Below are 23894 nucleotides of genomic sequence, written 5' to 3'. Positions count from 1 at the left end.
ATAACCTGCGTCAGAAATAGCAGACACCCTCCTCCCAGGGACCCTTCGGACATCTGAGAAGAAGCGCAAAAGCCGTCCAATTCAGTCTGATGACGCTCGTATCAAGTCCGCCAGCCGCGCTTGCAGGGCGCACGAGTCTGCGCGACATTTGTCATCACGACCGGCGCGTAAGTCCGGCTGGAGACTGCCATGACGAACCGACTCGCCACCGAAACCTCCCCTTACCTCCGCCAACACGCGGAGAACCCAGTGGACTGGTATCCGTGGAGCGAAGATGCATTTCGCCGCGCCCGCGAGGAAAACAAGCCGGTGCTGCTCTCCGTGGGCTATTCCGCGTGCCACTGGTGCCACGTCATGGCGCACGAATCCTTCGAGAATCCGCGTATTGCCAGCCTGATGAACGAGCGCTACATCAGCATCAAGGTCGATCGGCAGGAGCGTCCCGACATCGATGACATCTACCAACAAGTCAGCCAGATGATGGGACAGGGAGGCGGTTGGCCGCTCACCGTGTTCCTCACGCCGCAAGGAGAGCCGTTCTTCGGCGGCACCTACTTCCCGCCAGACGACCGTTATGGCCGCCCCGGGCTCGTGCGCGTGCTGACGAGTCTGAGCGAAGCCTGGCGGCATCGGCGAGAAGAGCTGCGCGACACCATTGCGCAGTTTCGGCAAGGTTTCCGACAGCTCGATCAAGCGAACCTGGGCGGTGAAGCCACCGAAGTCGCGGATCTGCCGGCAGAGACAGGCCGCGCCTTGGCACGGGACACTGACCCGGTCCATGGCGGGCTGGGCGGCGCGCCCAAGTTCCCCAACCCAGGCTGCTACGATCTCATGCTGCGCGTCTATCATCGAACTGGCGAGGCCACGCTTCTTGACGCACTGGGACGCACGCTTGACCAGATGGCAGCGGGCGGTATCTATGACCAACTCGGCGGCGGGTTTGCCCGCTATAGTGTCGACGCACGTTGGGCCGTGCCGCACTTCGAGAAAATGCTCTATGACAACGGCCAGCTCGTTAAGCTGTACGCGGACGCCTACCGCCTGACCGGCAAGCAGGCGTGGCGCCGCATCTTCGAGGAAACCATCGCCTACGTTCTGCGCGATATGACGCACCCCGACGGCGGCTTTCATGCCGGCGAAGATGCCGACAGCGAAGGAATGGAAGGCAAATTCTATGTCTGGACACCCGCCGAGGTTAAGGCAGTCCTCGGCGAGTCCGACGGTGCACTGGCATGCCGGGCCTACGGTGTGACGGAACACGGCAACTTCGAACACGGTGCTACGGTGCTCCACTTCGCGGTCGAGCTGGATGGGCTGCAAGCAGCGCATCTGGCAGGCTGGCGCGAGCGGTTGCTGGCGGCGCGCGGCCGGCGCGTGCGCCCGGCTCGGGACGACAACATTCTCACCGGCTGGAACGGCCTGATGATCGAGGGGCTCTGTGCCGCTTTCCAGGCGACGCGCATCCCCGAGTATCTCAACGCGGCAAAGCGCGCCGCGAATTTCATCCAGGGCAATTTGACCCTGCCCGACGGTGGCGTCTATCGGGCCTGGAACGACGGGACAGCAAAGGTGCCGGGGTTTCTCGAGGACTACGCCTTCCTCTGCAACGCGCTGCTCGACCTCTACGAGTCCTGCTTCGACAAGCGCTATCTCGATCGTGCGATCGAACTCGCGGCACTCATTCTCGATAAGTTCTGGGAGGACGGGCTGTATTTCACCCCGTGCGACGGCGAGCCATTGGTGCGCAGGCCGCGCGCGCCTTACGACAACGCCTGGCCGTCGGGCATCTCTACGAGCGTGTTTGCCTTCTTGCGCCTGCATGAACTCACCGGCCACGATCTCTACCGTGACCGCGCCGAACACGAATTCCGGAGATACGAGGTCGCAGCCGCCAGGGCGCCAGCCGGCTTCGCGCACCTCCTTGCCGCCCGGGACTTCGCGCAACGCGGCCCGCTCGAGATCGTCTTTGCGGGCGACAAATCGGGCGCCGCCGCGCTCGTAACAAGCGTTCACCGCGCATACCTCCCCGCGCGCGTGCTGGCCTTTGCCGAAGACGTACCAATCGGCCGGGGGCGCCACCCGGTCAAGGGCCGGCCTGCCGCCTACGTGTGCCGAAATCGCACGTGCGCCGCACCGGTGACCGACGGCAAGGCGCTCCTTGAGTGTTGTGCACCGTGATGCAACCCGGCGCTATCACCACCTGACAGGCATCGACGAGGTGCCGTTCGATTGGAATTGTTTCCAAGACCCCTAAGCGCCCCGACGCAGCAGGTACGTACTATCCCGCTGCCGCTCCACGCTGGCACCTAAATCCTGACTCTCGGGGTTGAGCGCGTGTGAATGACGGTCCAAATGCGACACTAGACGACAGGGCTGGGTCGGCGTCATGGCGAGTTGCACCAGCCGCTGACGTTCACCGAGAATTGACACGCTTCAGGCCGTAGTTTGGAGTGAACCCCTGGGGCTGGACCGGAAGGCTCTGATGTGAGGGACGCTCCTTTCCCCTAAAGGCGAGTAACGACGTCTCTACTTTGGCATAGGCCTGCCGGCATCGCTGGGGGAGTCGTCCATCACATCAGAGCCGTCAACTGGAGCTACCCAAGCGTCAGCACGAAATCGAACTGGGCTGCCTTGCGATCACTGCGGTCGTCGATCGTCATCAGCAGCCTTCGATCGAACAGGAAATCGCGCGAATTGCGCTGCTCGCCGGGGAAATAGAGTTGTGTCGTCAGGACCTGCCGGTTCGGCGCCTGCACCTTCACATGGAAGTGTCGCGTGCGCCCCGGATACAGGCCGGGGACAATGGTCTCGAGGCGGTAGCGTCCTTGGCTGTCAGTGAACTGATGGCCGCGCAGCCGGAAGCCGTCGACATCGTATTCGCCGCTGTCGTCCGCGTGCCAGAAATCAAGCAGCGCGCTCACTACCGGCGTGCATTGCGTGGACAGCACGCGGCCAGTCAGAACAATCTTCGTGCCATGCATCCCCGGCTCGAGCAGCGAGGCGCGCTGCGGCGAGCGCGGCAAAAAGAACGGCCCTTCCGTTTGCGGCGGTGTCTGTTCCGGATGGTCTTTGCATGCGGGCGTCGGCGAAAGCTCGTCGGCCAGTGCGTGCTCGGGCTCACGCCAAACCGCCAGCAGAACTGAAGACGCCACCACGCCCGACTTGCGAAGAAAGTCTCGACGCCCTTTTCTCGAACGTGCGATCCGCATCATACGTCCCCTCGTATCCACACGTCAGATCCGCCGCCGTGTAGATGACGGACCCTTCACCCGATCAGTGTAAGCCAGAAATCTCCGGTGAGACGGCGTGTGCGCAAACGACCGGCGAGAGCGCTTATTCCAATCAACTGGTTGCGCCTTTTTTCTAGTGATCGAATTTGTCTGCGAGCCTTGCAGGAACTGGATGATCGTCTATTGGGCGCCGGTTCGGCCAAAGTCCAGATTCATGGATGCCCTGAATGAATGGAAAGCACGGCGCTGTCAGGTTAGAGGACCTGCCGCGGTAAAATGAAGCAATGAAAAAGACGAAGTCGCTTTATCACGGTCATCGGTTTCCCGCTGTCGTCATCAGCTGTGCTGTTCGCTGGTATTTCCGGTTCAGCCTGAGCCTGCGCGACATCGGGGAGTTGTTGCTCGAGCGTGGTGTCGTAGTCACATACGAAACGATCCGTTGCTGGTGCGACAAATTCGGCGCTGGATTTTCTCGGCGCGCCAGGGCGGTGCGGCGCGAGCCGGGCAGTACGTGGCACCTCGACGAAATGTTCGTGACGCTGCGGGGGGAGCCGTATCTGTTGTGGCGCGCGGTCGACGAACATGGCGCCGAACTGGATGTGCTGGTGCAAAAGCGGCGCGACAAGGCTGCGGCAAAGCGCTTTTTCCTGCGGGTGCTGCGTTCGAACCCGGTGCCGCGCAGGATTGTTACGGACCAGTTGCGCAGTTACCCGGCAGCAAAGGCTGATATTCCCGAACTCGCTCAGGTGAAGCACGTATTCGTCAAAGCAGCTGCACGCGTGAACAATCGCGCCGAGAACAGCCATCAGCCGACCCGCAGGCGCGAACGGCACATGTGCGGCTTTCGCGATGCACGTCGCACCCAGGCGTTTCTCTCATGCTTTGGCCCGATCCGGCAGCACTTCGCCTTGCCCAGACATCAGATGAACGCAGCATGTCATCGCGCCATACTCAAGAAACGCCTCGCCGTCTGGCATGGTTGGGCCGTGGATGCTGAAATCGAGCATGCTATCTGATCAGGATACCTACGTTTAGCCAAAAACATAGCCTGTGCTCGTCAAGTTGATAATCATTGAAAGGCCTCCTGGCCGCCCAAGAAAAGGGGGCGGCCAGGGTCTAGAGTTGAGATGCAGCCCTCAACCGACCCTTTCAGGAGGCTGAAATGAAGTATAGCGGCATCGATCTGCACTCGAACAACGCCGTAGTCGCCGTGATTGACGACCGGGACCGGGTGCTGTACTGCAAGCGGCTTGCCAATGATCTACAACTCATAGTGGCCGCGCTGGAGCCCTATCGGGATGAACTGCAGGGAGTGATCGTGGAATCAACGTTCAACTGGTACTGGCTTGTCGACGGACTGATGGCCGACGGTTTTGCCGTACATCTGGCCAATACTGCAGCGATCAAGCAGTACGAGGGCCTGAAGTACTCAGGTGACGAACACGACGCCGTATTCCTTGCCCACATTTTTCGGCTTGGATTGCTGCCCGAAGGCTACATTTATCCGTCTCACGAACGCGCGTTACGCGACCTGGCGCGCAAGCGCATGCAGCTTGTCCAGCAACGTACCCTGAACATCCTGAGTATCGAAAGCCTGCTCGCCAGGCAGCTCAATCTACGCATCAATGGAGAACACGTGCAACGTCTCGACGACGCAGCGGTGCGAGCACTCGCGTTGCCGCCGCACGTCGAGCGCGCGCTGATGGCTAACCTTGCCGTGCTCCATACGCTGTGCACAGAGATTCAGGCGCTTGAGACCATTCTCCACAAGGAAGTCAAGCTGCGCCCACAGTTCGACATCCTCAAGAGTGCGCCCGGAATCGGCAACATCCTTGCGGCCACCATCATGCTCGAAACCGGCACCATCGCACGCTTCGCCAGCGTTGGCCATTTCAGCTCCTATTGCCGCTGCGTGGACAGCAAGCGCATCTCCAACGGCAAGAAAAAGGGCGAAGGCAATGCACGCAATGGCAACCGTTACCTTGCCTGGGCATTCGTCGAGGCCGCCGCTGGAGCGTTGCGCTGCTGTCCACAGGCCAGACGTTTCTATGACCGCAAAAAGTCAAAGCGCCTGCCCGTCGTGGCTATGAAGGCACTCGCACACAAGCTCGCGCGTGCCGCTTATTACATGATGAGGGAGGGCAAACCCTTTGACCTCAACCGATGTTTCGGCTGACCTTGGCGGGGGGTGACGAGCCCGGCGGCATTGTTGGCATCAAACCAGCAAGTTGATTGGGACACACCCCCGGCCATTCCCGATGCAGCGTAACGACTGAGACGCCCAGACCATGAGCCCGAGCAAGCCTGGTACCCACACGGGTAACCACATTGTTGTCTCACCCCTTGGACATTGGCCTGGTACCGACGGTTTTCTGGGGCTCCACGTGAGCCAGGGGCGAAGGCCAGAACACCGGCACTCGCCTTGAACCCGATGGGTGGCTATGAAGGCACTCGCACACAAGCTCGCGCGTGCCGCTTATTACATGATGAGGGAGGGCAAACCCTTTGACCTCAACCGATGTTTCGGCTGACCTTGGCGGGGGGTGACGAGCCCGGCGGCATTGTTGGCATCAAACCAGCAAGTTGATTGGGACACACCCCCGGCCATTCCCGATGCAGCGTAACGACTGAGACGCCCAGACCATGAGCCCGAGCAAGCCTGGTACCCACACGGGTAACCACATTGTTGTCTCACCCCTTGGACATTGGCCTGGTACCGACGGTTTTCTGGGGCTCCACGTGAGCCAGGGGCGAAGGCCAGAACACCGGCACTCGCCTTGAACCCGATGGGTGACTGGTGCGGATCAGTTCCGCAACCAGATGAACGAAATACCGGGTGCGCCGCGACGTTTCGCTTCGCACGGGGCCAGCGACCGCTTTGCAACAACGCAAGGCCGCGCCTTGCGGGTAGTGCTGTACCGCTTTCCAACGGCCTTTCAATGGGTGACAAAGCCGAGTTAATCCAGTCTAGGCGATCAGCGTGTTTTCACACAAGCTCGACCCTGAGCCGCCCCTCGAGCAGGCGCAGACTGAGCGGCAGCTTTCAAGGATAGAACGGCCACCGCTCCACTGGAGCAGGCGGCAACCGTTGCGGTCGTTGCACTCATCTGCTATCGCCGCTGGTCCAAGGAAAGTTGGCCGCACTGGGACGCTTCGGTTGAGACGAATGTCGATCACCGAGCGGCCATCGCGGAAAGCGTCGACCTGGGAGATTAGTGCCTCAGTTTTCACCTTGTCTCGAAGAATCTCTTCCGGAACCGCGGCGAACCGGTACAGTGAATCAAACTCGAAACGTTTAACGAAGCTATTCGCGAGGAATCCGGCTCGTAGCTTCGCTTTACTGCACCGACACGAGCGACTACGCTGCTATGAGAGCCGCGCTGGTCCGCCCTGAAGTTATCGCAACACGTTGCGCCTTGCCTTCGAGGAGAGCACGCGGCGGACGCCGAACAACTCTATTCAAGCTGGAGCTTCGTCGATGAACCCCGAAATCTATCAGCCGTCTATTGAAGCCTGCGATGCTTGTGCCGCTGCCTGCGATCGCTGCGCATCCGCCTGCCTCGATGAACCGGGCCGGGTTAACATGGCCAAATGTATTCGCCTCAACGCCGATTGCGCTTCGCTATGCCGCCTCACATCTGCGGCCTTGGCTCGACAAAGCCATTTCGCACCCGAGTTTTGCGAACTCTGCGCACGGATCTGTGACGAGTGCGCCGATGAATGTGCGCGGCACGCACCCGAGCACTGCGGAACATGCAGCGATGCGTCCCGGAGATGCGCGGAAGCCTGCCGGGCAATCTAGACATAATGGTCGCTGCTGAGTGAACACCGCAGGGGCCCGTCTCGGGTATCGTGGGTTGCGCACCGAAGTGTGCCGAGCCACATACGCCTGGGTGGGCCAGGTGCAGAACTTCAGGAGACGGGCCATGGACAAAATTATGGCTCTGGTGCAAATAGGCGGTCTGGACGAGATTTTTGTTATAGAAAGGATACCTCATCAAGCAGACAGGACAACCTCCCAAACTGCGGGCGCAGCGGTATCTTTGAGGCCGAGCTTCGCGAGGCTGAATTGGCCCTTGCGAATACGATGGACCAACTCAATACCTGAGAGAGTAATCGCTGCGGTCCTGAAACGTTTGAAGCCGAGCATGACTTTCGTCCGGGACTTGATGTTGCGGTGGTCCTGCTCGACCAGATTATTGAGATATTTCGAGGATCGGACGTTTGTGTCCTCAGGCAGCAAGCCATCGGCCTTCATCTCGCGCACGGCGCGGTGCGAGGCTGCATAACCATCAAGCGTGATGGTCTTCGGTGGCTGGCCTTGATGTTCGATTGCCTTCCTGAAAAAGGCTTTTGCCGCCTTCACGTCGCGCCTGGCGCTGAGCATGAAGTCTACTGTCTGGCCCACCCGATCCACCGCTCGATAAAGATAGACCCACTTGCCGCGCAGCTTGAGGTAAGTCTCGTCGACACGCCACGACCGCCCGGTGGGCCTGCCAAAGCGGTTCCACCGTTTCACGAACTCCGGCGCAAAGCGCCGCACCCAGCGCAGGATCGTCGTGTGCGCCAGCGACAGACCCCGTTCCGCCATCATCTCGACCAGATCGCGCAGGCTAAGCTTGTAGCGCAGGTACCAGCGAACACACAGAATGATCACATCGCGGTCAAAGTGACGGCCTGCGAACAGTTCGTCAAGGCTCTTCAGCTTGCTCATCGTCGGTTCTCAATTCGTTCAGCCTGACACCTTAACCGATTCGCCCCCGCGCTATTTGCACCAGAGCCCGGCCCATCGGGCTGCGGCAAGAGCACCCTGTTGCGCATCCTTGCCGGTCTGCAGGTTCAGTCCGAGGGCGAAGTGCATATCGGCGGGCAACGCGTGGACGGCCTCGCGCCACGCCAGCGCGGCGTGGGCATCGTCTTCCAGAACTACGCGCTGTTTCCGCACATGACGGTCGCCGCCAACGTCGCCTACGGTCTCGAAGCCAACGGCGTCGCGCGTCGGGATGCTGCTCAGAAGGCCATGCAGATGCTGGAGATGGTGCGCATGGAGGCATTTGCGAAACGCTATCCGCGCGAGTTGTCGGGCGGTCAACAGCAACGCGTCGCACTGGCCCGCACGCTTGCCGTCGAGCCGCGCATCCTGCTGCTCGACGAGCCGTTTGCGGCGCTGGACAAAAACCTGCGGCTCGATATGCAGATCGAAATCCGCCGTCTGCAGCGCGAACTGAACATCACGACCGTGATGGTGACGCACGATCAGGAGGAGGCCATGAGCATGGCCGACCGGGTCGCGGTGCTCAATCGCGGGCGGCTCGAACAATACGACCCGGCGGTCGCGATCTACGATCAGCCCGCAACCCCCTTCGTCGCCACCTTCGTCGGCACGGCGAATCTGCTGCCGGTCACCTTGCGCGTGCACGGCAACCAGTGCCTGGCGACCTTCGACGATGGCACGGTGCTGACCGTTGCCCAGCCCGGCCCGTGGCGCGACGCCGGCGCGGCGCTGCTGGCGGTTCGCCCCGAGCAATGGGCGTGGCAGTTGCCGCAGCCCGGCGACAGCGCGCGTCAGTTGCTGGCTACAGTGCAATTGGCGATGCCGATCGGTCCCACGCTGGTGGTCGATCTGCAGACCGATGCCGGACAGACCGTGAAGATTTCCGTGCCACGCGCAGAGGGTGCCGACTTGCGCCCTGGCATGCGCGTCGCGCTCGATTTCAAGCCGGGTGCGCGAGTGCGCACGTTCAAGGCAGCGCAATCCAATACCGCAGGTGTCTAGCGCATGGTCACGATCGTCCTGGTCCAACCTGCCTCCCGCTTCGTTATCGCCGGTTCATCCTGTTTAACTATCCATCCAGAGGTTCTATGTCGCTGATCGATCACCAACGTCGCAAGCTTCTGCAACTGATGGGAGCAGCGGGGGCTGTCGGCCTGTCGCTAGGCAGCCCGCTTGCCATGGCCGCGTCCCAATCCCTCGCCGCCACCACGTTTCCCGGTGCGTGGGAAGAGTCGCAACGCAAGATCCTGTTGCCCGCGTTTCGCAAGGCTGCGGGCGTGAGCGCCGTGCTCACCGCATCGCAAGCGGTCGATACGCTGACCAAGCTGGTGGCCGCGCGCAACAACCCGCCGTTCGACGTGGTCATGATGGACGAGGGTCCCTACCTGCAGGGCATCGCGCAGGGCGTGTTCGAACCCATTCCGGCAGCCCGGGTGCCGAACCTGGCGAATCTGCCCGCGCGGTTCGTCGACCCGAAGGGTCTGGGCGTCTATGTGTCCGCGCAGGTCTATGGCATCGCGTACAACACGGAGCGCGTGAAGACCGCGCCGAAATCCTGGAATGATCTGCTCAAGCCGGAATTCAAGGGCCGCGTCGGCCTCGTGAGTCTCGACTCCACCTTGGGCACGGTATGGATGGTGGCGCTCGCCAAGATGCTGGGCGGCGACGAGGATCATATGGACCCGGCCTTCGATTACATCAAGCGGCTGATGCCGAACGTCGGCGCGGTTGCCGCCAATCCGGGCGCACTCGGCACGCTGTTCCAGCAAGGTCAGGTGGATATTGCCTGCCACTACATCAACAATGTGGAATCGCTGAAGGCCAAGGGCGTGCCGGTGGCGCTCGCGCGCCCCGAAAGCAACTGGGGCATGGTGCGCAGCACGATGAATATCGTGAAGAACACCCAGGCGGCAGATCTCGCCGCGGCGTATATCAACACCGCGTTGAGCGTCGAAGTGCAGCAGCAGATGACGAGCGCGCCCTACTACGTCGCGCCGACCAACACGAAGGTGCCGTTTGGTGCGGCGCTCGCCGCTGTCGCTCATAACGCCAATGACATGACGTCGTTCGTGCAGGTCGACTGGGCACGCATCAATCCGCGCCGCGCTGAATATATCGACCGGTTCAACCGTCTGGTCAAGGCCTGACGCATCATGAACGAGAATCACCGGATGCCGCGCGACTGGCTGCTCGTGCTGCCACTGGGCCTGTTCTTCATCGCGTTTGTGGGCGTGCCGCTGTTGCTCGTCGCGCTGATCAGCCTGCACAACGACACTGCCATGACGCATTTCGGCTTTCGCCAATACATGGTCTTCTTTGGCGACAGCTATAACTGCGGCATCCTCTGGCAAACACTCTGGCTTGGGGTCGCGACCACGCTGGTGACGATCGTGCTCGGCTATCCGGTCGCGCATCTGTACGTGGTGAGCCCGCCGCACTGGCGGCGTGTGCTGATCGTGCTGATCCTGCTGCCGCTTCTGACCAGTTCGGTGGTGCGCACGTTTGCGTGGGTCGTCATTCTCGGCAATGAAGGGCTGGTCAACGCGCTGCTGATGGCGCTCGGGCATACGGGCCAGCCGGTCAAGCTCCTGTACACGCCGCTGGCGGTGATCCTCTCGCTTGCGCAGATCGAATTGCCGTTGATGGTGTTGCCGCTCGTCACCACGCTCACTTCGCTCGACACGCGCTTGCCCGAGGCGTCGCATGCGCTGGGCGCCAGCAGCTGGCGCACCTGGTGGAAGATCACCGTGCCACTTGCGATGCCGGGTCTGCTCAGCGGAACCTTGCTGGTGTTTACCGGCGCGGTCAGTGCGTTCGTGGTTCAAACCCTGGTGGGGGGCGGCCAGCTGATGTACATGCCGTTCTACATCTACGAACAGGCCATCCAGACGCAGAACTATCCGTTTGCGGCGACGCTTGCCGTGATTCTGCTGGTGAGCGTGCTGCTCGTGGTGACCTTGCTCAACTATTTCGGCCGCAAGACCAGAGGGTTTGTCCATGGCTAATTCCACGCTTGCCGCGCCGGGCGTCATGCCGGCGCGCCGCACCCAGCCGGGTCGCCTGTCTTTCAATGCAGTGATGGGCCTGATGGGCGGCATCGGGCTGTTGATGCTGATCGGGCCCACGCTGATCGTACTGGTGACGTCGCTCACGTCGGGCTACTCGCTGAAGTTTCCGCCGCCGGGACTGTCATTGCGCTGGTATCAGGCGCTGATCTTCGATTCGCCGGAGATCATCGACGACCTGCTGTTGAGCCTGAAGCTCGCTGCCGCCGCGACCGCCTGCGCGACCGTGCTGGCGGTCGCCGCCGCGGTGACACTCGCGCGCCGCCGCACGTTCTCTGCGCGACTGCTCGATTCGTTTTTCATGGCGCCGCTGACCATTCCGTCGCTGGCGCTGGGGTTGGGTATCCTGATCCTGTTCAACCTCGAAAGCGCGGGGCTCTCGTTCTACAGTCTGCTCGCCGGACATATCGTGCTGTGCGCACCGTATGTGCTTTACACGACGTCGGCCAGTTATGCGCAGCTCGATCCCGCGCTGCTCGACAGCTCGACATGCCTCGGCGCGGGCAGCTGGTTCACGTTCCGCCGCGTCGTACTGCCGGCGTTGGTGCCAGGCATTGCGTCGGGGGCGTTCATTGCGTTCATGAATTCGTTCGATAACGTCGCGCTGTCGCTGTTCCTGTCGGACGCGCGATCTGAAGTGTTGCCCATCCACCTGTGGCATATCATCGAGGACAGCCTCGACGTGCGGGCGGCCGCGGCCTCGGGTGTGCTGATTATCGCCACCCTGATTTCCATGCTGCTGATGGAGCGGCTCGCCGGCTTGTCGCGGCAGTTTCGCTAGCCGCCGCAGTCAACCCCTTCCTTCGATCAGTCAGAAACCGTGCGCAAGATACTCTCCAACGTCAGGGCACTACACGGCACCGAACAGCGTTATGAGCCGCGACGCGTCGACGTCGTGATCGAAGGCGAGCGCATCGCCGCTATCGTGCCGGGCGGCAGCGCGACCGACGGCGAATGCATACCGCTCGACGACTGCCTGCTGGTGCCGGGGCTCATCAACGGCCATCAACATTCGCACGAGCATTTTCACAAGGGACGGCTCGAAAACCTGCCGCTCGAGTTGTGGATGCACTACGTGCGCGCGCCGCGCCCCGTGAAGCTGACGCCGCGCCAAATCTATTTGCGAACGTTGATTGGCGCTCTCGAATCGCTGCGCAGCGGCACAACCACGCTCGTCGACGACGTGAGCCTCGGTCAGGCCATTGACCCCGCCGCCGTCGACGCCGTCTTCCAGGCATACGAGGACGCGGGGATTCGCGCGCTCGTGGGGTTCTCGATGATGGATCGCGCGATCGTCGATAACTTCCCGGAGGTCGACAGCATTTTCCCGCCCGCGCTGCTTGCGCAACTACGTGCGCAGCCGCGGCCCTCTCCCGATGCGTTCTTCGCGCTGCTGGAAAGCGAGTTGGCGCATCGCCATCCCCAGCATGATCGGGTGGGCATGCTGATCGCCCCTTCCGCACCGCAGCGCTGCACGCCAGAATTTCTCGCGCGTTGCCGCGAATTCGCCGACACGCATGATCTGCCGGTCATCATCCACGTTCAGGAAACGCGCCTGCAGGTGGTAACGGCGCAAGCCTTCTACGGCAAGTCCATGGTGATGCGCCTTGCCGAACTGAAATTTCTGCGGCCAGGCACGTCGCTGATCCACGCGGTCTGGTTGTCGGATGCTGAGATCGCGAGTCTGGCTCAATCGGGTGCGAGCGTTCAGCACAATCCATGGAGCAATCTAATGCTCGGTTCGGGCATTCAACCAGTGCGAGCGCTGCTCGATGCGGGTGTCAACGTGAGTCTCGGCTCCGACGGCTGCGCGTCGACGGTCACCGCCAATATGCTCAACGTGCTTGGCAGCGCAGCAGCGGTGTCGAAGATACGCGGCGACGATTATTCGCGCTGGTTGTCCGCGGCTGAAGCGCTGCATGCGGGGACAATTGGCGGCGCGACGGCGCTCGGACTAGGCAGCAAGCTCGGTGCAATCAAGCCGGGTTATAGCGCCGACCTGGTCGCTTACCGGACTGACGCGATCAGCTTCACGCCGTTAACCGATCCGGTGCGACAACTGGTGTATGCCGAGCGCGGCGCCGCTATCGACAGCGTGTTTGTTGCGGGCGAGGCAGTCATGCGCAACGGACGACTCACGTGTGTCGATGAAGGCGCGCTGCTGCGGGAGATCAACGCCGCTTACCATGCGCTGGGCGCGGAGTTCGACCTCGCGGATGAATCCGTCGCGCCGCTGCGCGCGGAGATGGAGAAGGTCTACGCGCGGGCCCAGCTGCTGCAGGCCGACTGGCAACCTCATACAGCGAAGCTGCCCGGTTGACGGTGCGCTTGCGGACGCGATCGATATGGAGCGCGAAGAGTGCGCGACCGCGTCGGCGTATGAACGCTCGCGTCACTCACTGCCATGAAATTGCTGCAGCAGATCGAGAAATAGGTCGAGCGCACGCGTTCGCGGCCGCGATATCTCGGTGATCGCGCTGATCCTGTTCTCGAAGAGCGGACCTTCGGGCACCTTGACGAGCGCGTGCCGCTTTGCGAATGCGGCTGCATAGAATTGCGGCAACAAACCGACATAGTGCCCGGACAGCGTCAGCATCGCGACCGCTTCAAGACCCGACGCCGTCGGCCCGCGCTGCATGCCGAGCGTGTTGAGCGCCTCGTGCACGAATGGTTGCGACCGGTAAACGAGCGGCAGCGTCGCCGCATCCCGCAAACGGTGCCGCGCCACATACAGCTGCTGACGCTCGACAAACAGCGGCAGATAGTGAAAGCCCGCTTCGCGCCGGTACATCCCGCGAATCGCCACCTGCACGCGCCGCTCGCGTATCGCCAGATCGAGTTCGTTGAAGGTCATCACGCGCAATTCGACGTCCACGTCCGGCGCGTGCTCCTTCAGCGCGGCGAGCGCCTCGGGCAGATGACAACCCTCGTCGCTGACGATGTGCTCGACCATGCCGATCGATAGCGTACCGGACAATACGCCGCGCACCGCGTCGATCTGCGGCCGAATGCGCTCTAGCGACATCAGCGCCTCACGCGCGAGATCGAGCGCGACCTTGCCCGCATGCGTGAGCACGAAGCCGGATGGCCCCCGCTCGCACAGCCGCACGCCGAGCGTTTCCTCGACGTCGCGGATATGGCGGCTGATCGATGCCTTCGACATGTTCAGCTGTTTCTCGGCGGCGGCGAAACCGTTCGCCTGCGCGACCGCGCAGAAGATCCGCAGCGAGCGCAAATCGCGTTCGCTGAAGTCGGGACGGGTCGCGGCTGCGGCTCGTTGAGTCTGTCGATCGGTCAAGTTGAAGGACCTTAAGAAAAATCGGAGAGGTTTCGTTTTTTGAAACCATACCGATAAAAAAATCATTTTTCACGATCTTTATGACGTCGTACATTCGGTCGCCAGGTCCAAAGTGCGAAGTCGCGGCGACCACGCGGTGCCTGGCCGGCACCCACACGTTTATTACGCGGAGAAAGCAATGAGAAACTGGTCCAGACGATCCTTTGTGAAAGCGGCCCTCGCGTCGGGCGCCGCTCTGGCGCTCCCGCAGATCGCACTCGCCGAAGGCGGCACGCTCGCCGACATCAAGAAGCGCGGCAAGCTGACGGTTGGCACCGAAGCCGCGTACGAGCCGTTCGAATTTGTCGAAAACGGGCAGATTGTCGGCTACGGCCATGATGTGCTGGAGCTGATGGCGGCGAAGCTCGGCGTCAAGCTCGAACAGATGAACCTGCCGTTTCAAGGCCTGCTGCCAGGCCTGATGGCGCACAAATTCGACTTCGTTGCGACCAGTGTCGGCATCACGCCGGAGCGCGCCAAGCGTTTCGCGTTCAGCGAGCCGGTCGGTGTCGTGCGTTCGGTCCTGATGGTGCGCGCCGACGACGCGTCGATCAAAGGCGAGTTCGACATCGGCGGCAAGACGATCGGCACGCAGATGGGTTCGTCTTCGCAGCCGGTTGCGGACGAATTCGAAAAGGATCTGAAAGCAAAGACCGGCAAGGGTTACGCGGGCACCAAGCTGTTCCAGGCATATCCGGACGTGTCGAACGCGCTCGCGAACAAGACCATCGATGTCGCGCTGATGCCGTCGAACATCGCCGCGGTGGAAATGAAGCGCCAGCCCAACGTGTTCCGTATCGCCGGCACGATCGGCCAGCCGAAGCTGCTGGCGTGGGTCGCCAATCCGGGCGACCCCGAGATCCGCAAGTTCATCAACGATTCGCTCGACGAATTCCGCGCGAACGGCAAGCTCGCCGCGTTGCAGACGAAGTGGTTCGGCGCGCCGATGGACACGCCTCGCAGCAACTATCTGCCGGCCGGCGCGATCTGACGCCACCATGTTCGACTGGATCGCTAAAGGCGGCGCGATGATGCCGTTCCTCGATGGCGTCGTCGCCGGCACGGCCCTCACGCTCGCCGCATCGGCCTGCGCGTTCGTGATCGGCCTTGCGCTCGGCATCGTGCTCCTGCTCGCGCGCATCTCGCCGATCGCGCCGCTGCGCTCGCTGGTCGTGCTGTGGGTCAGCATGATCCGCGGCACGCCGGCGCTGATACACATGTTGATCGCGTATTACGTGGTGCCGGCGCTGCTCAATGTTTCGATCTCGCCGATTGCCGCCGGCATCGCCGCGCTCGCGTGCAACACCAGTGCGTACATCGTCGAGATTCTGCGCGGCTCGCTAGTCACGATCTCGTCGGGACAGCGGGCCGCCGGCTACGCGATCGGCATGCGCACCGCGCAGGTCTGGCGTCACGTGCTGCTGCCGCAAATGATCTACCGGTCAATTCCGCCGCTCACCAGCGAATTTACGATCCTGCTGAAAGCGTCGTCGCTGATGTCGATCATCGCGGTGCCCGAACTCGCTACGGTCGCGCGCAACGCGACGCTACAAACCGATCTGCCGCTGCAGGTGTTCACGATCACCGCCGCCGTCTACTTCGTGATCCTGTTTCTGATCTCGGCCGCTTCGCGCGTGTGCGAGCGCCGCGTTTCGAGGATGTTGCCCCATGGCCATTGATTTTTCGATCGTCCGCGAAGCGATTCCTCCGCTGCTAGAAGGTTTGCGCGTGACCGTGCTCGTCAGCGCGATCGGCATACCGCTCGGCATCGCGGCGGGCGTCGTCGCGGCGTATGCGGCGCAGTCGCGCACGTGGCTGCGGCCCGTCGCGCTGTCGTACGTCGAGTTGGTGCGCAACATTCCGTATCTGATCCTCGTCTACCTGTCGTTTTTCGGCGTGCCGAAACTTGGCGTGGCCGCATCGGCGATGACGGTCGCGATCGGCTGCACGGCGTTCTACACCGGCGGCTACTTCTGCGAAATCCTGCGCGGCGCGCTGCGCAGCGTGCCGCGCGGCCAGACGCATGCGGCCTTCTCGCTCGGCATGACGTTCTGGCAGGCGCAGCGTCATGTGATCGCGCCACAGATGTTCGGGTTCATCACACCGCCGACCACGGGCCTCGTGATCATGATGTTCAAGGATTCGGCGATCTTCTCCGTGATGAGCCTGCCGGAGATGACATACCAGAGCAATCTGCTCACCGCAAACACGTTCGCCTATTCCGAAGTGCTCGGCACGACGGCGTTGATCTACTGGATCTGCAGCGTTCTTCTCGCTGGCGTCGGCCGCCGACTGGAGACCGTAATCGGACGCCGCACGCGCCACGGTTGACGCGCATCCCGCCTTTCATCTGGAGACACTCGCATGAGTAACTACACCGTTGCGCCACGCACCGGCCACCCGACGCTGCTGTACTCGGAACTCGATCTCGATATCGATAACCTCCAGGCCGATATCGCCGTGCTCGGCATGCCATACGGCGCGCCGTATGCGCCGTCCGATTACAGCAACGATCAAACCAACGCACCGTCGGCGATCCGTCAGGCGACCGATCGCGTCGTGCGCAAGCCCGATCACTACGACTTCGATATCGATGGTCCGCTGCTGCAAGGCCGCACCGATATCCGTTTCGTCGATTGCGGCGATGTGATCCCCGACTTGACGAGGCCCGGCGAGCACTACGCGCGCGCCGAAGCGGCCGTGCGTCGCATCGTCGCTGGCGGCGCGATGCCGATCGTGCTCGGCGGCGATCACGGCATCACCACGCCGGTGCTGCGCGGCCTCGATGCGAAGGGCCCGATCACGCTCGTGCACATCGATGCCCACCTCGACTGGCGCGACGAAGTGAACGGCGTGCGCGAAGGCCTGTCGAGTCCGATCCGCCGCGCCTCGGAGATGACGCACGTCGATCGCATCTTCCAGATCGGCCTGCGTGCGCAGGGCAGCGGCCGTACCGCGGAGCTAGTCGCCGCGCGCGCGTACGGCGCGGAACTCGTCACCGCCTACGAGCTGCACGACATCGGCATGGATGCGGTACTCGCGCGCATTCCGGACGGCGGCAACTACTACCTGACGATCGACGCCGACGGACTCGATCCGTCGGTGATGCCGGCAGTAGCAGGTCCGGCGCCGGGCGGCGTCACCTTCGTGCAGGCGCGCAAGCTGATCCATGGTCTGGTGAAGAAGGGACGCGTGGTCGGCATGGACATCGTCGAGATCCAGCCGGAGAAAGACGACGCGAATCTGATCTCGTGCGTGACGGCAGGCCGTTTGATCCTCAATCTGATCGGCGCGTCGATCCGCGCGGGGTATTTCGATAAATGAGTCGACAAATGACGACGCCGATCATCGACATTCGCGGCATCGACAAGTGGTACGGCACGCACCACGTGCTCAAGCAATGCTCGACGCACGTGAACAAGGGCCAGATCGTCGTGGTATGCGGGCCGTCCGGCTCGGGCAAATCAACACTGATCAAGACGGTCAATGCTCTCGAGCCGTTCCAGCAAGGCGACATTCTCGTCGACGGCACATCGCTCACCGCGAAGTCGACGGATCTGCCGAGGCTACGCAGCCGCGTCGGCATGGTGTTCCAGCATTTCGAGCTGTTCCCTCACCTCGATCTGACGCGCAACCTGACGCTCGCGCAACGCATCGTGCTGGGTCGTGCCGAAGTCAAGGCGCGCACGAAAGCGCGCGAGCTGCTCGATCGCGTCGGTTTGTCGGCGCATGCGCACAAGTATCCGGGGCAACTGTCGGGCGGCCAGCAGCAGCGCGTCGCAATCGCGCGCGCGTTATCGATGGATCCGACGGCGATGCTGTTCGACGAGCCGACGTCGGCGCTCGATCCGGAGATGGTCAACGAAGTGCTCGACGTGATGGTCGAGCTCGCGCGCGAAGGCATGACGATGATGGTCGTCACGCACGAGATGGGCTTCGCGCGCCGCGTTGCGCACCGCGTCGTGTTCATGGAGGACGGCGCGATCATCGAAGACAGTCCGACCGACGTGTTCTTCCAGGACGCCGCCAGCGCCGCCGCCAAGCGCTTCCTTTCAAAGATTCTTCACCACTGACAGCACGTTCATAACGACATGACCACCCATACCCGCATCCGTAAATTCAACACGCGCGAAACCTATCCAGAACAGAAGCTCGACAACGATTTGTGCCAGGCCGTGATCGCCGGCAAAACGATCTATTTGCGCGGCCAGATCGGCCAGGATCTCGACACGCGCGAGTCGGTCGGCATCGGCGACGTCACCGCGCAAACCGAGAAGGCGATGGCGAACGTCAAGATGCTGCTCGACGAGTGCGGCAGCAAGCTCGAAGACATCTGCAAGGTGACGGTGTACATCATCGATCCGCGTTATCGCGAGGCCGTCTACAACGTAATGGGCCGCTGGCTCAAAGGCGTGTTCCCGGTGTCGACTGGCATCGTCGTGCAGGCGCTAGCGCGCCCGGAATGGCTCGTCGAAATCGACGTGGTCGCGGTGAAGCCGGAATGACGCTGAGCCGCAGTGCCGAACTGCTGAAGGCGTTGATCGCCTTTCCGACGATTTCGCACACGCCGAATCTTGCGCTGATAGAGCACGTGGCTCGGGTGCTCGGCGCGGCGGGCATCGCGTGTACAATGGTCAAGGACGATGCGGGCGCCTGCGCGAATCTGTTCGCGAGCACGGGGCCAGCGGACGTGCCCGGCGTGATGCTGTCAGGACATACCGACGTCGTGCCCGTCGAAGGCCAGCCGTGGACGACGCCGCCGTTCCAGGCGACGCTTCGCGACGATCGTCTGTACGGCCGCGGCAGCGCGGACATGAAGGGCTTTGTCGCGTGTGCAGTCGTCGCGATGCTCGATGCGTCGACACGCACGCTCGAAAAGCCGCTGCAACTGGCCCTGTCGTACGACGAGGAAATCGGCTGCGTCGGCGTGAGGCGATTGATCGACGTGCTGGAGACCGCGCCGGTCCGGCCCGAACTGTGCGTGGTCGGCGAACCGACGATGATGCAGATCGCGACCGGCCACAAGGGCAAGGCCGCGTATCGAGCGGTCTGCTGCGGCGAGGAAGGCCATTCGGCGCTCGCGCCCAGGTACCGGAACGCGATCCACGTCGCGACCGACTGGATCGCTGCGATGCGCGCGGCGCAGCAGCAGCTCGCGCAACACGGCGCATACGACGACGGCTACGACGTCCCATACTCGACGATTCACGTCGGCACCATTCACGGCGGCAAGGCGCTGAACATCGTGCCAAACGAGTGCATGCTCGACTTTGAAATCCGCACACTCGCGAACGATCGCGCCGACGCGATTCTCGACGACATACGCGCGCGCGCCGCTCACGACGGCCACACGCCGCTTCCCGACATCGAAGATGTGAACGCGTATCCGGGGCTCGACACGCATGTCGCGAGCGACGCGGTGCGCTTTCTCGAAGCGCTGCTGCCGCCGGACACGCGCAAACGCAAGGTTGCGTTCGGCACCGAGGCGGGCTTTTTTCGACGCGTCTGGCGGTGCCGACGCTCGTCTGCGGGCCCGGCGACATCGAGGTCGCGCACAAGCCGGACGAATACGTCGCGCTCGCGCAGCTCGACGCGTGCGATGCGTTTCTCGCGCGGCTGATCGGCGCGCTGCAGTAGCGCGTCTTACGCTTGGATCGGCATGCACGGCTTGGTTGCGATCTCGACGCGCGTACCATACTGCACCGACGACGCCGCCGCGAGCGAATGCGTGACGGCGAACGAGAAGCACCCGAGCACCATGCCGCCAGGCATAAGCAACGAGCAAGTCTGTTGAGGTAACCGTGGCGTATCGGCGTCGAAAGAAGATCGGCGACGAAGCCCAGTTTGAGCAAGCCGACTGCTGCGCAAAGACCGCCTGAAGGCAGGGCAAGCGCGGCTGCGAACGTGACGGCTTCCGCGCCGGCACGATGCGCTAGCGGCGTCGCAGCCGCGAGGATGAGCGCTACCAACGCGGAATCCGGACCTAACACAAGGATACGGCTCGGTCCAAAGAGCGCATAGACGACAAGTGCTGCCAGCGACGCATACAGGCCGGTGACGGAGGGCATCCCTGCCGCCTGCGCATAAGCCATCCCAGCCGGCACAGCTTTCCGACTCCCGTCCCCCATCGACGCGTTCGTCGGTAGCTGGTTGTTGCCCCGTCGGCGTGCAACGGCAGCCATCGCTATGGCGGCCGCGCATAAGGCCTGCTGAGCATGGCTTGTCGACCTTTGTTCCGCTAGCGCAAGGTGTGGATGTGGCTAGCAGAATTAACGAACATCAACAGCTTGTCCCGCTTGCCTTCCTACGACAGAACCCTAATGTTAGCGCCAGCCGCGAACGATGTCACTGTGCCGGCCGGATTCCACCGGTTTCGCCGATAATCCGCTGCACGGACGAGTGGGCGCAATCCAAAAGCTGGGCGATATGCTGGAGAGACTCACATTTCCGCCAGCGCTCCCACATCAGCGCTTTCTGCTTCTCGCTGTAGTAAATCCGGTGTCGCTGTTTCATTTGCAACACTCCCGCTGCTCGTGCAGCGCTCACTGTGTTGCATCGACCGGTTGAATCCGCCCCGCCGATGCTGACTCAGGAGCAAACAGTGGAAATCAAGGTATTGGCCAGACGCGGGACGGCGGTGCGGGAGATAGCGAGGCAAACGGGCTTATCGCGCAACACGGTGCGACGCGCCGTGCAGGAAGCTGAAATTCGAAATGCAGAACAGCTCGGCGTGCGCCGGCAGTGCGGTGAAGGTCGCGTCACCCAGTAACAGCGCTGGTCTTCGCCCGCGCGACGAAATGGTCAGGCGTTTCCGCCGGTGGGCGCGATTCAGAGTGTTGCGGTATTCACCCGCGCATAGGCGTCGAGCAACGACGTCTTGTGAACAACTCCGAGAATAGGAGCGGATTTGGATTCCGGGTCAATGACCGGCAGCCGTTCACCACGGAAATTGAGGAAAAGCTGCAGGCCCTGGCCGAGCGTCATGTCCGGAGTCAGCACATGGAAATCGGGAAGCAGATAGTCGGCCGCGATCATCCGCCGCGGGCTCCGGGGCGAAGCGAGGTCGGATACGAGGTCCTCAAGGGCCACCACGCCGCAAAAGCGCTGCTGTTGGTTCAACACATACAGGTACTTCACCGAATGGTCGAGGAACATGCGGGTCAGCTCCTCAACACTCGCGTCAAGCGTGACGACTGTCTCGACAGGCTTCAGGAGTTCCCGCATCCGGGTAGCCGCCAGGCGCAGCCGGTCCTTCTGAGCACGGTTGCGTCGTACGGTGACCTCGTACATCGAAGTGTGCTCCGCGTTACACGCGGTGAAGTAAGCGATGACGCATGAAAGCATGAGCGGCAGCACGACCTGGTAGGATAGCGTCATCTCGAGAATCATGAGGATGGCCATCAACGGAGCGTTGGTGGCTGCAGCGAGAAATGCGCCCATCCCAACGATTGCGTAGGCGAAAGGCTCCGAAGTCGTGTGCGGCCAGATTCCATGAACGCCTACCCCGAAGAGGCATCCCACCACGGCTCCAACGAACAGGGTTGGCGTGAAAACGCCACCCACTGCTCCGGTGCCGGCCGTGGCCAGCGTCGCAATCACCTTGAGGACGAGTATGATAAGAAGCGCTGTCCACGTCCAGGGTTGGTGCAACAGGGAGTTCACCACCTCGTAGCCATTACCCCAGACCTCGGGCGCCCGGATGGAGACAATGCCGACGACAAGACCGCCGAGCCCGAGCTTCAGCGGCAGAGGCAACGGTACGTTGCCGAAGCCCTTCTTCGACGCGGAAAGCAACTGAAGAAATCGCGGCGCCAGTACCCCGCACAGAAGCCCCAGCACAATGAAGGGCAGCACTTCGATGCCAGCAATGGTTGGAAAAACTGGCATCTCGTACGGCGGCCGGTAACCGGCGAATTCGCGCATCGTGATATTGGCCACAACTGACGAGACCAGAATGGGGCCAAACCGTTCCATCGCCATGGAACCGAGCACCAGTTCCGTCATGAAAAAGGCGCCGGCGATAGGCGCGTTATAGGCCGAGGTGATACCCGCAGCCGCACCGCATGCGACGAGTGTGCGCAAACGTGCCGGGTCGAAGTGCACCCAGCGTCCGATGATGGACGAGCATAGAGCGGCCAGTTGAACCATCGAGCCTTCACGGCCAATCGAGCCGCCACTCGCGATGGTGAAAAGGGAGGAGATGCTGCGCCACATGCTTTGCCAGACGGGTACAACGCCGTCACCAAGCGTGACGGCCTCCATATAGTCGGCACCAGACTTTGAAGAACTGCGGCGCGCCAGTACGAGGCAGGTGCCAGCAATCAGTCCGCCGACCGTTGGCAACGCAACCCGGGCGGGCCAGGGCATGTGCCGGGCCATCTCGACAAAATTGCCGGGCTCACCGCCAAAGCACTTCTGCAGCAGGTCGATACCTTCGCGGAAGGCAGCAGTGGCATAGGCGCCCGCAACGCCTACGACGACCGCCCATAGCAGCATTGCGTGACCGTCCAGCTGTCGCAGTGTTTTCCAGATGAAGGCCCGAGGTGCGAAGGGGTTCTTGTTCATTCTGTTGTGTAGTAGCCGGAGGGTTCCTTCGCCCTCGTATCGATACGTCGAGCTTAGGAAGGCACGCTTCCCAAATCCATTTCGACCTTGACTGCGTCACCCCTATAGACGACATCTGCATAGTAGATAACGACATTATCAGGGTCGTTGAAAACACGCTGGACCCGGGCTACGGGCGCATCAGTCGGTACGCGAAGCAACCGCGCAGTCTCTGCGTCGGCGCTGCCGATGGTCAGCGTCTGCCTGGCCTTCGCAATGCGCTGCGGAGAGAGGGACACCAGAATCGGGATGACGAGTTCGTTGCGGAACCTGTCAGGCCACATCGAAAAGATCTTGTCGTCCAGATAGAGCGAGATGACGCAGTAGGGCAGACCATCTGAGGAATGCACCCGTTTCATGTAGATGTACTCATCCGCGAGTTTCCCATCAGCCGCGGTGACGGGTGGTTTCCTTCTGCTTTCTTCCACCGTGAAAGGCTGCTGGCTGGTCGCCTGATACATCTCGACCAGCGCCTCCAGGGTCGTGACAACCTGCACCGGCTTCATTTTCCGTGGTGTCGCGGAGACAAAGGTTCCCCTTCCACGTTGGGCAGTGAGTGCCCCCTCGCTCATCAGTAATTGCACGCCTTGACGGGCTGTCACTCGCGCGACATCAAACTCAGCTGCAATCTGCTCGAGAGTCGGAATTACCTCGCCCTGCTGCCAGACCCCGCGAACAATCCGGTCGCGAAGCGAGTCAGCAATCTGCAGATACAGCGGAACCGGGCTTGACAACGAGGCGCGTGACATTATCGATACTTATGGACTTTAGACTTCTACTATAAAGCTTCTCCAGCATCCCGGGACGAATTGACTCCTGGTCCATGCTACCGCCCACCCACGCATCACCTTTACAGGAGACCAGATTGCAGTCTTTCAAACAAA

Annotated in this window: 21 protein-coding genes and 4 pseudogenes; 18 read left to right on the top strand and 7 right to left on the bottom strand. The window is 62.0% G+C overall.

Annotated features, from left to right (window positions below):
- Window positions 1–189 precede the first annotated feature (189 nt).
- Window positions 190–2178, top strand: a complete 1989-nt coding sequence (locus tag OKW44_RS00265; protein ID WP_026225784.1) for a thioredoxin domain-containing protein — start codon at window positions 190–192, stop codon at window positions 2176–2178.
- A gap of 416 nt (window positions 2179–2594) precedes the next feature.
- Here the strand turns inward: OKW44_RS00265 and OKW44_RS00260 are convergent, their stop codons facing one another.
- Entirely contained in the window at window positions 2595–3212 is a 618-nt protein-coding gene (locus OKW44_RS00260; protein ID WP_018420428.1) for a dioxygenase family protein, read from the bottom strand.
- A gap of 302 nt (window positions 3213–3514) precedes the next feature.
- On the opposite strand from OKW44_RS00260, the gene OKW44_RS00255 reads away from it, so the two are divergent.
- From OKW44_RS00255 to OKW44_RS00245, 3 genes are all read left to right on the top strand, one after another.
- Complete coding sequence (locus tag OKW44_RS00255; protein WP_018420429.1) at window positions 3515–4246, top strand: IS6 family transposase; 732 nt, start codon at window positions 3515–3517, stop codon at window positions 4244–4246.
- Window positions 4247–4392: 146 nt separating this feature from the next.
- Window positions 4393–5406: an IS110 family RNA-guided transposase gene (locus tag OKW44_RS00250; protein ID WP_018420430.1), complete on the top strand. Its 1014-nt coding sequence runs from the start codon at window positions 4393–4395 to the stop codon at window positions 5404–5406.
- Window positions 5407–6708: 1302 nt separating this feature from the next.
- Window positions 6709–7032, top strand: coding sequence for a four-helix bundle copper-binding protein (locus tag OKW44_RS00245; protein WP_084754057.1), 324 nt, complete (start codon window positions 6709–6711; stop codon window positions 7030–7032).
- Window positions 7033–7227: 195 nt separating this feature from the next.
- Here OKW44_RS00245 and OKW44_RS00240 read toward each other — a convergent pair whose 3' ends face one another.
- The gene (locus tag OKW44_RS00240; protein ID WP_429409422.1) at window positions 7228–7935 is read right to left on the bottom strand and encodes an IS6 family transposase; all 708 of its coding nucleotides are present in this window, start codon (window positions 7933–7935) and stop codon (window positions 7228–7230) included.
- 90 nt (window positions 7936–8025) lie between these two features.
- Here OKW44_RS00240 and OKW44_RS00235 point away from each other — a divergent pair.
- The 6 genes and pseudogenes from OKW44_RS00235 to OKW44_RS00210 form a co-directional block, all read left to right on the top strand.
- Window positions 8026–8382, top strand: a pseudogene (locus OKW44_RS00235) (ABC transporter ATP-binding protein); the annotation flags it as partial.
- Window positions 8383–8421: 39 nt separating this feature from the next.
- The gene (locus OKW44_RS00230; RefSeq protein WP_348524895.1) at window positions 8422–9006 is read left to right on the top strand and encodes an ABC transporter ATP-binding protein; all 585 of its coding nucleotides are present in this window, start codon (window positions 8422–8424) and stop codon (window positions 9004–9006) included.
- Window positions 9007–9092: 86 nt separating this feature from the next.
- On the top strand, window positions 9093–10151 hold the full coding sequence (locus OKW44_RS00225) for an ABC transporter substrate-binding protein (RefSeq protein WP_018420433.1): 1059 nt from the start codon (window positions 9093–9095) through the stop codon (window positions 10149–10151).
- Window positions 10152–10157: 6 nt separating this feature from the next.
- Window positions 10158–11009, top strand: a complete 852-nt coding sequence (locus tag OKW44_RS00220) for an ABC transporter permease (RefSeq protein ID WP_113061910.1) — start codon at window positions 10158–10160, stop codon at window positions 11007–11009.
- Window positions 11002–11850 (top strand): ABC transporter permease, encoded by an 849-nt coding sequence (locus OKW44_RS00215; protein WP_204357115.1) that lies wholly within the window; start codon window positions 11002–11004, stop codon window positions 11848–11850. The genes OKW44_RS00220 and OKW44_RS00215 overlap by 8 nt, the downstream gene beginning before the upstream one ends.
- A gap of 39 nt (window positions 11851–11889) precedes the next feature.
- Window positions 11890–13389, top strand: a complete 1500-nt coding sequence (locus OKW44_RS00210) for an amidohydrolase family protein (protein WP_018420436.1) — start codon at window positions 11890–11892, stop codon at window positions 13387–13389.
- 72 nt (window positions 13390–13461) lie between these two features.
- Here OKW44_RS00210 and OKW44_RS00205 read toward each other — a convergent pair whose 3' ends face one another.
- On the bottom strand, window positions 13462–14367 hold the full coding sequence (locus OKW44_RS00205) for a LysR family transcriptional regulator (protein ID WP_018420437.1): 906 nt from the start codon (window positions 14365–14367) through the stop codon (window positions 13462–13464).
- Window positions 14368–14545: 178 nt separating this feature from the next.
- Here OKW44_RS00205 and OKW44_RS00200 point away from each other — a divergent pair, with 178 nt between their 5' ends.
- Genes OKW44_RS00200 through OKW44_RS00170 form a run of 7 tightly spaced genes read left to right on the top strand, consistent with a single transcriptional unit; the run spans window position 14546 to window position 20026 of the window.
- Window positions 14546–15397: a transporter substrate-binding domain-containing protein gene (locus OKW44_RS00200; RefSeq protein WP_026225787.1), complete on the top strand. Its 852-nt coding sequence runs from the start codon at window positions 14546–14548 to the stop codon at window positions 15395–15397.
- Window positions 15398–15404: 7 nt separating this feature from the next.
- On the top strand, window positions 15405–16085 hold the full coding sequence (locus OKW44_RS00195) for an amino acid ABC transporter permease (protein ID WP_018420439.1): 681 nt from the start codon (window positions 15405–15407) through the stop codon (window positions 16083–16085).
- Window positions 16075–16737, top strand: a complete 663-nt coding sequence (locus OKW44_RS00190) for an amino acid ABC transporter permease (protein ID WP_018420440.1) — start codon at window positions 16075–16077, stop codon at window positions 16735–16737. The genes OKW44_RS00195 and OKW44_RS00190 overlap by 11 nt, the downstream gene beginning before the upstream one ends.
- A gap of 33 nt (window positions 16738–16770) precedes the next feature.
- Entirely contained in the window at window positions 16771–17730 is a 960-nt protein-coding gene (locus OKW44_RS00185) for an agmatinase (RefSeq protein WP_018420441.1), read from the top strand.
- An 8-nt stretch (window positions 17731–17738) separates the two neighbouring features.
- Window positions 17739–18479, top strand: a complete 741-nt coding sequence (locus OKW44_RS00180; RefSeq protein WP_018420442.1) for an amino acid ABC transporter ATP-binding protein — start codon at window positions 17739–17741, stop codon at window positions 18477–18479.
- Between the two features lie 18 nt (window positions 18480–18497).
- Window positions 18498–18911 (top strand): RidA family protein, encoded by a 414-nt coding sequence (locus OKW44_RS00175; RefSeq protein ID WP_018420443.1) that lies wholly within the window; start codon window positions 18498–18500, stop codon window positions 18909–18911.
- Window positions 18908–20026, top strand: a complete 1119-nt coding sequence (locus OKW44_RS00170; protein WP_239499077.1) for an acetylornithine deacetylase — start codon at window positions 18908–18910, stop codon at window positions 20024–20026. The genes OKW44_RS00175 and OKW44_RS00170 overlap by 4 nt, the downstream gene beginning before the upstream one ends.
- Window positions 20027–20177: 151 nt before the next feature.
- On the opposite strand, the pseudogene OKW44_RS00165 reads toward OKW44_RS00170, so the two are convergent.
- Both OKW44_RS00165 and OKW44_RS00160 read right to left on the bottom strand, forming a co-directional pair.
- A pseudogene (locus OKW44_RS00165) lies at window positions 20178–20510 on the bottom strand (SulP family inorganic anion transporter); the annotation flags it as partial.
- Between the two features lie 250 nt (window positions 20511–20760).
- Window positions 20761–20919 (bottom strand): annotated as a pseudogene (locus OKW44_RS00160) (IS30 family transposase); the annotation flags it as partial.
- A 67-nt stretch (window positions 20920–20986) separates the two neighbouring features.
- On the opposite strand from OKW44_RS00160, the pseudogene OKW44_RS00155 reads away from it, so the two are divergent.
- Window positions 20987–21112, top strand: a pseudogene (locus OKW44_RS00155) (helix-turn-helix domain-containing protein); the annotation flags it as partial.
- A 122-nt stretch (window positions 21113–21234) separates the two neighbouring features.
- Here OKW44_RS00155 and OKW44_RS00150 read toward each other — a convergent pair.
- Both OKW44_RS00150 and OKW44_RS00145 read right to left on the bottom strand, forming a co-directional pair.
- Window positions 21235–22971 (bottom strand): ClcB-like voltage-gated chloride channel protein, encoded by a 1737-nt coding sequence (locus OKW44_RS00150; RefSeq protein ID WP_018420446.1) that lies wholly within the window; start codon window positions 22969–22971, stop codon window positions 21235–21237.
- 53 nt (window positions 22972–23024) lie between these two features.
- Window positions 23025–23759, bottom strand: a complete 735-nt coding sequence (locus OKW44_RS00145) for a GntR family transcriptional regulator (protein WP_018420447.1) — start codon at window positions 23757–23759, stop codon at window positions 23025–23027.
- Window positions 23760–23894: the final 135 nt, after the last annotated feature.

Source organism: Paraburkholderia lebeckiae (assembly GCF_050436325.1).
GTDB classification, from domain to species: Bacteria; Pseudomonadota; Gammaproteobacteria; order Burkholderiales; family Burkholderiaceae; genus Paraburkholderia; species Paraburkholderia tuberum.
This window is presented reverse-complemented; position numbering and strand designations above follow the sequence as displayed.

Coding starts and splice junctions, on each gene's coding strand:
- OKW44_RS00265 (WP_026225784.1), top strand. CDS start 190: ATGACGAACCGACTCGCCACCGAAACCTCCCCTTACCTCCGCCAACAC.
- OKW44_RS00260 (WP_018420428.1), bottom strand. CDS start 3,212: ATGATGCGGATCGCACGTTCGAGAAAAGGGCGTCGAGACTTTCTTCGC.
- OKW44_RS00255 (WP_018420429.1), top strand. CDS start 3,515: ATGAAAAAGACGAAGTCGCTTTATCACGGTCATCGGTTTCCCGCTGTC.
- OKW44_RS00250 (WP_018420430.1), top strand. CDS start 4,393: ATGAAGTATAGCGGCATCGATCTGCACTCGAACAACGCCGTAGTCGCC.
- OKW44_RS00245 (WP_084754057.1), top strand. CDS start 6,709: ATGAACCCCGAAATCTATCAGCCGTCTATTGAAGCCTGCGATGCTTGT.
- OKW44_RS00230 (WP_348524895.1), top strand. CDS start 8,422: ATGCAGATCGAAATCCGCCGTCTGCAGCGCGAACTGAACATCACGACC.
- OKW44_RS00225 (WP_018420433.1), top strand. CDS start 9,093: ATGTCGCTGATCGATCACCAACGTCGCAAGCTTCTGCAACTGATGGGA.
- OKW44_RS00220 (WP_113061910.1), top strand. CDS start 10,158: ATGAACGAGAATCACCGGATGCCGCGCGACTGGCTGCTCGTGCTGCCA.
- OKW44_RS00215 (WP_204357115.1), top strand. CDS start 11,002: ATGGCTAATTCCACGCTTGCCGCGCCGGGCGTCATGCCGGCGCGCCGC.
- OKW44_RS00200 (WP_026225787.1), top strand. CDS start 14,546: ATGAGAAACTGGTCCAGACGATCCTTTGTGAAAGCGGCCCTCGCGTCG.
- OKW44_RS00195 (WP_018420439.1), top strand. CDS start 15,405: ATGTTCGACTGGATCGCTAAAGGCGGCGCGATGATGCCGTTCCTCGAT.
- OKW44_RS00190 (WP_018420440.1), top strand. CDS start 16,075: ATGGCCATTGATTTTTCGATCGTCCGCGAAGCGATTCCTCCGCTGCTA.
- OKW44_RS00185 (WP_018420441.1), top strand. CDS start 16,771: ATGAGTAACTACACCGTTGCGCCACGCACCGGCCACCCGACGCTGCTG.
- OKW44_RS00180 (WP_018420442.1), top strand. CDS start 17,739: ATGACGACGCCGATCATCGACATTCGCGGCATCGACAAGTGGTACGGC.
- OKW44_RS00175 (WP_018420443.1), top strand. CDS start 18,498: ATGACCACCCATACCCGCATCCGTAAATTCAACACGCGCGAAACCTAT.
- OKW44_RS00170 (WP_239499077.1), top strand. CDS start 18,908: ATGACGCTGAGCCGCAGTGCCGAACTGCTGAAGGCGTTGATCGCCTTT.
- OKW44_RS00150 (WP_018420446.1), bottom strand. CDS start 22,971: ATGAACAAGAACCCCTTCGCACCTCGGGCCTTCATCTGGAAAACACTG.
- OKW44_RS00145 (WP_018420447.1), bottom strand. CDS start 23,759: ATGTCACGCGCCTCGTTGTCAAGCCCGGTTCCGCTGTATCTGCAGATT.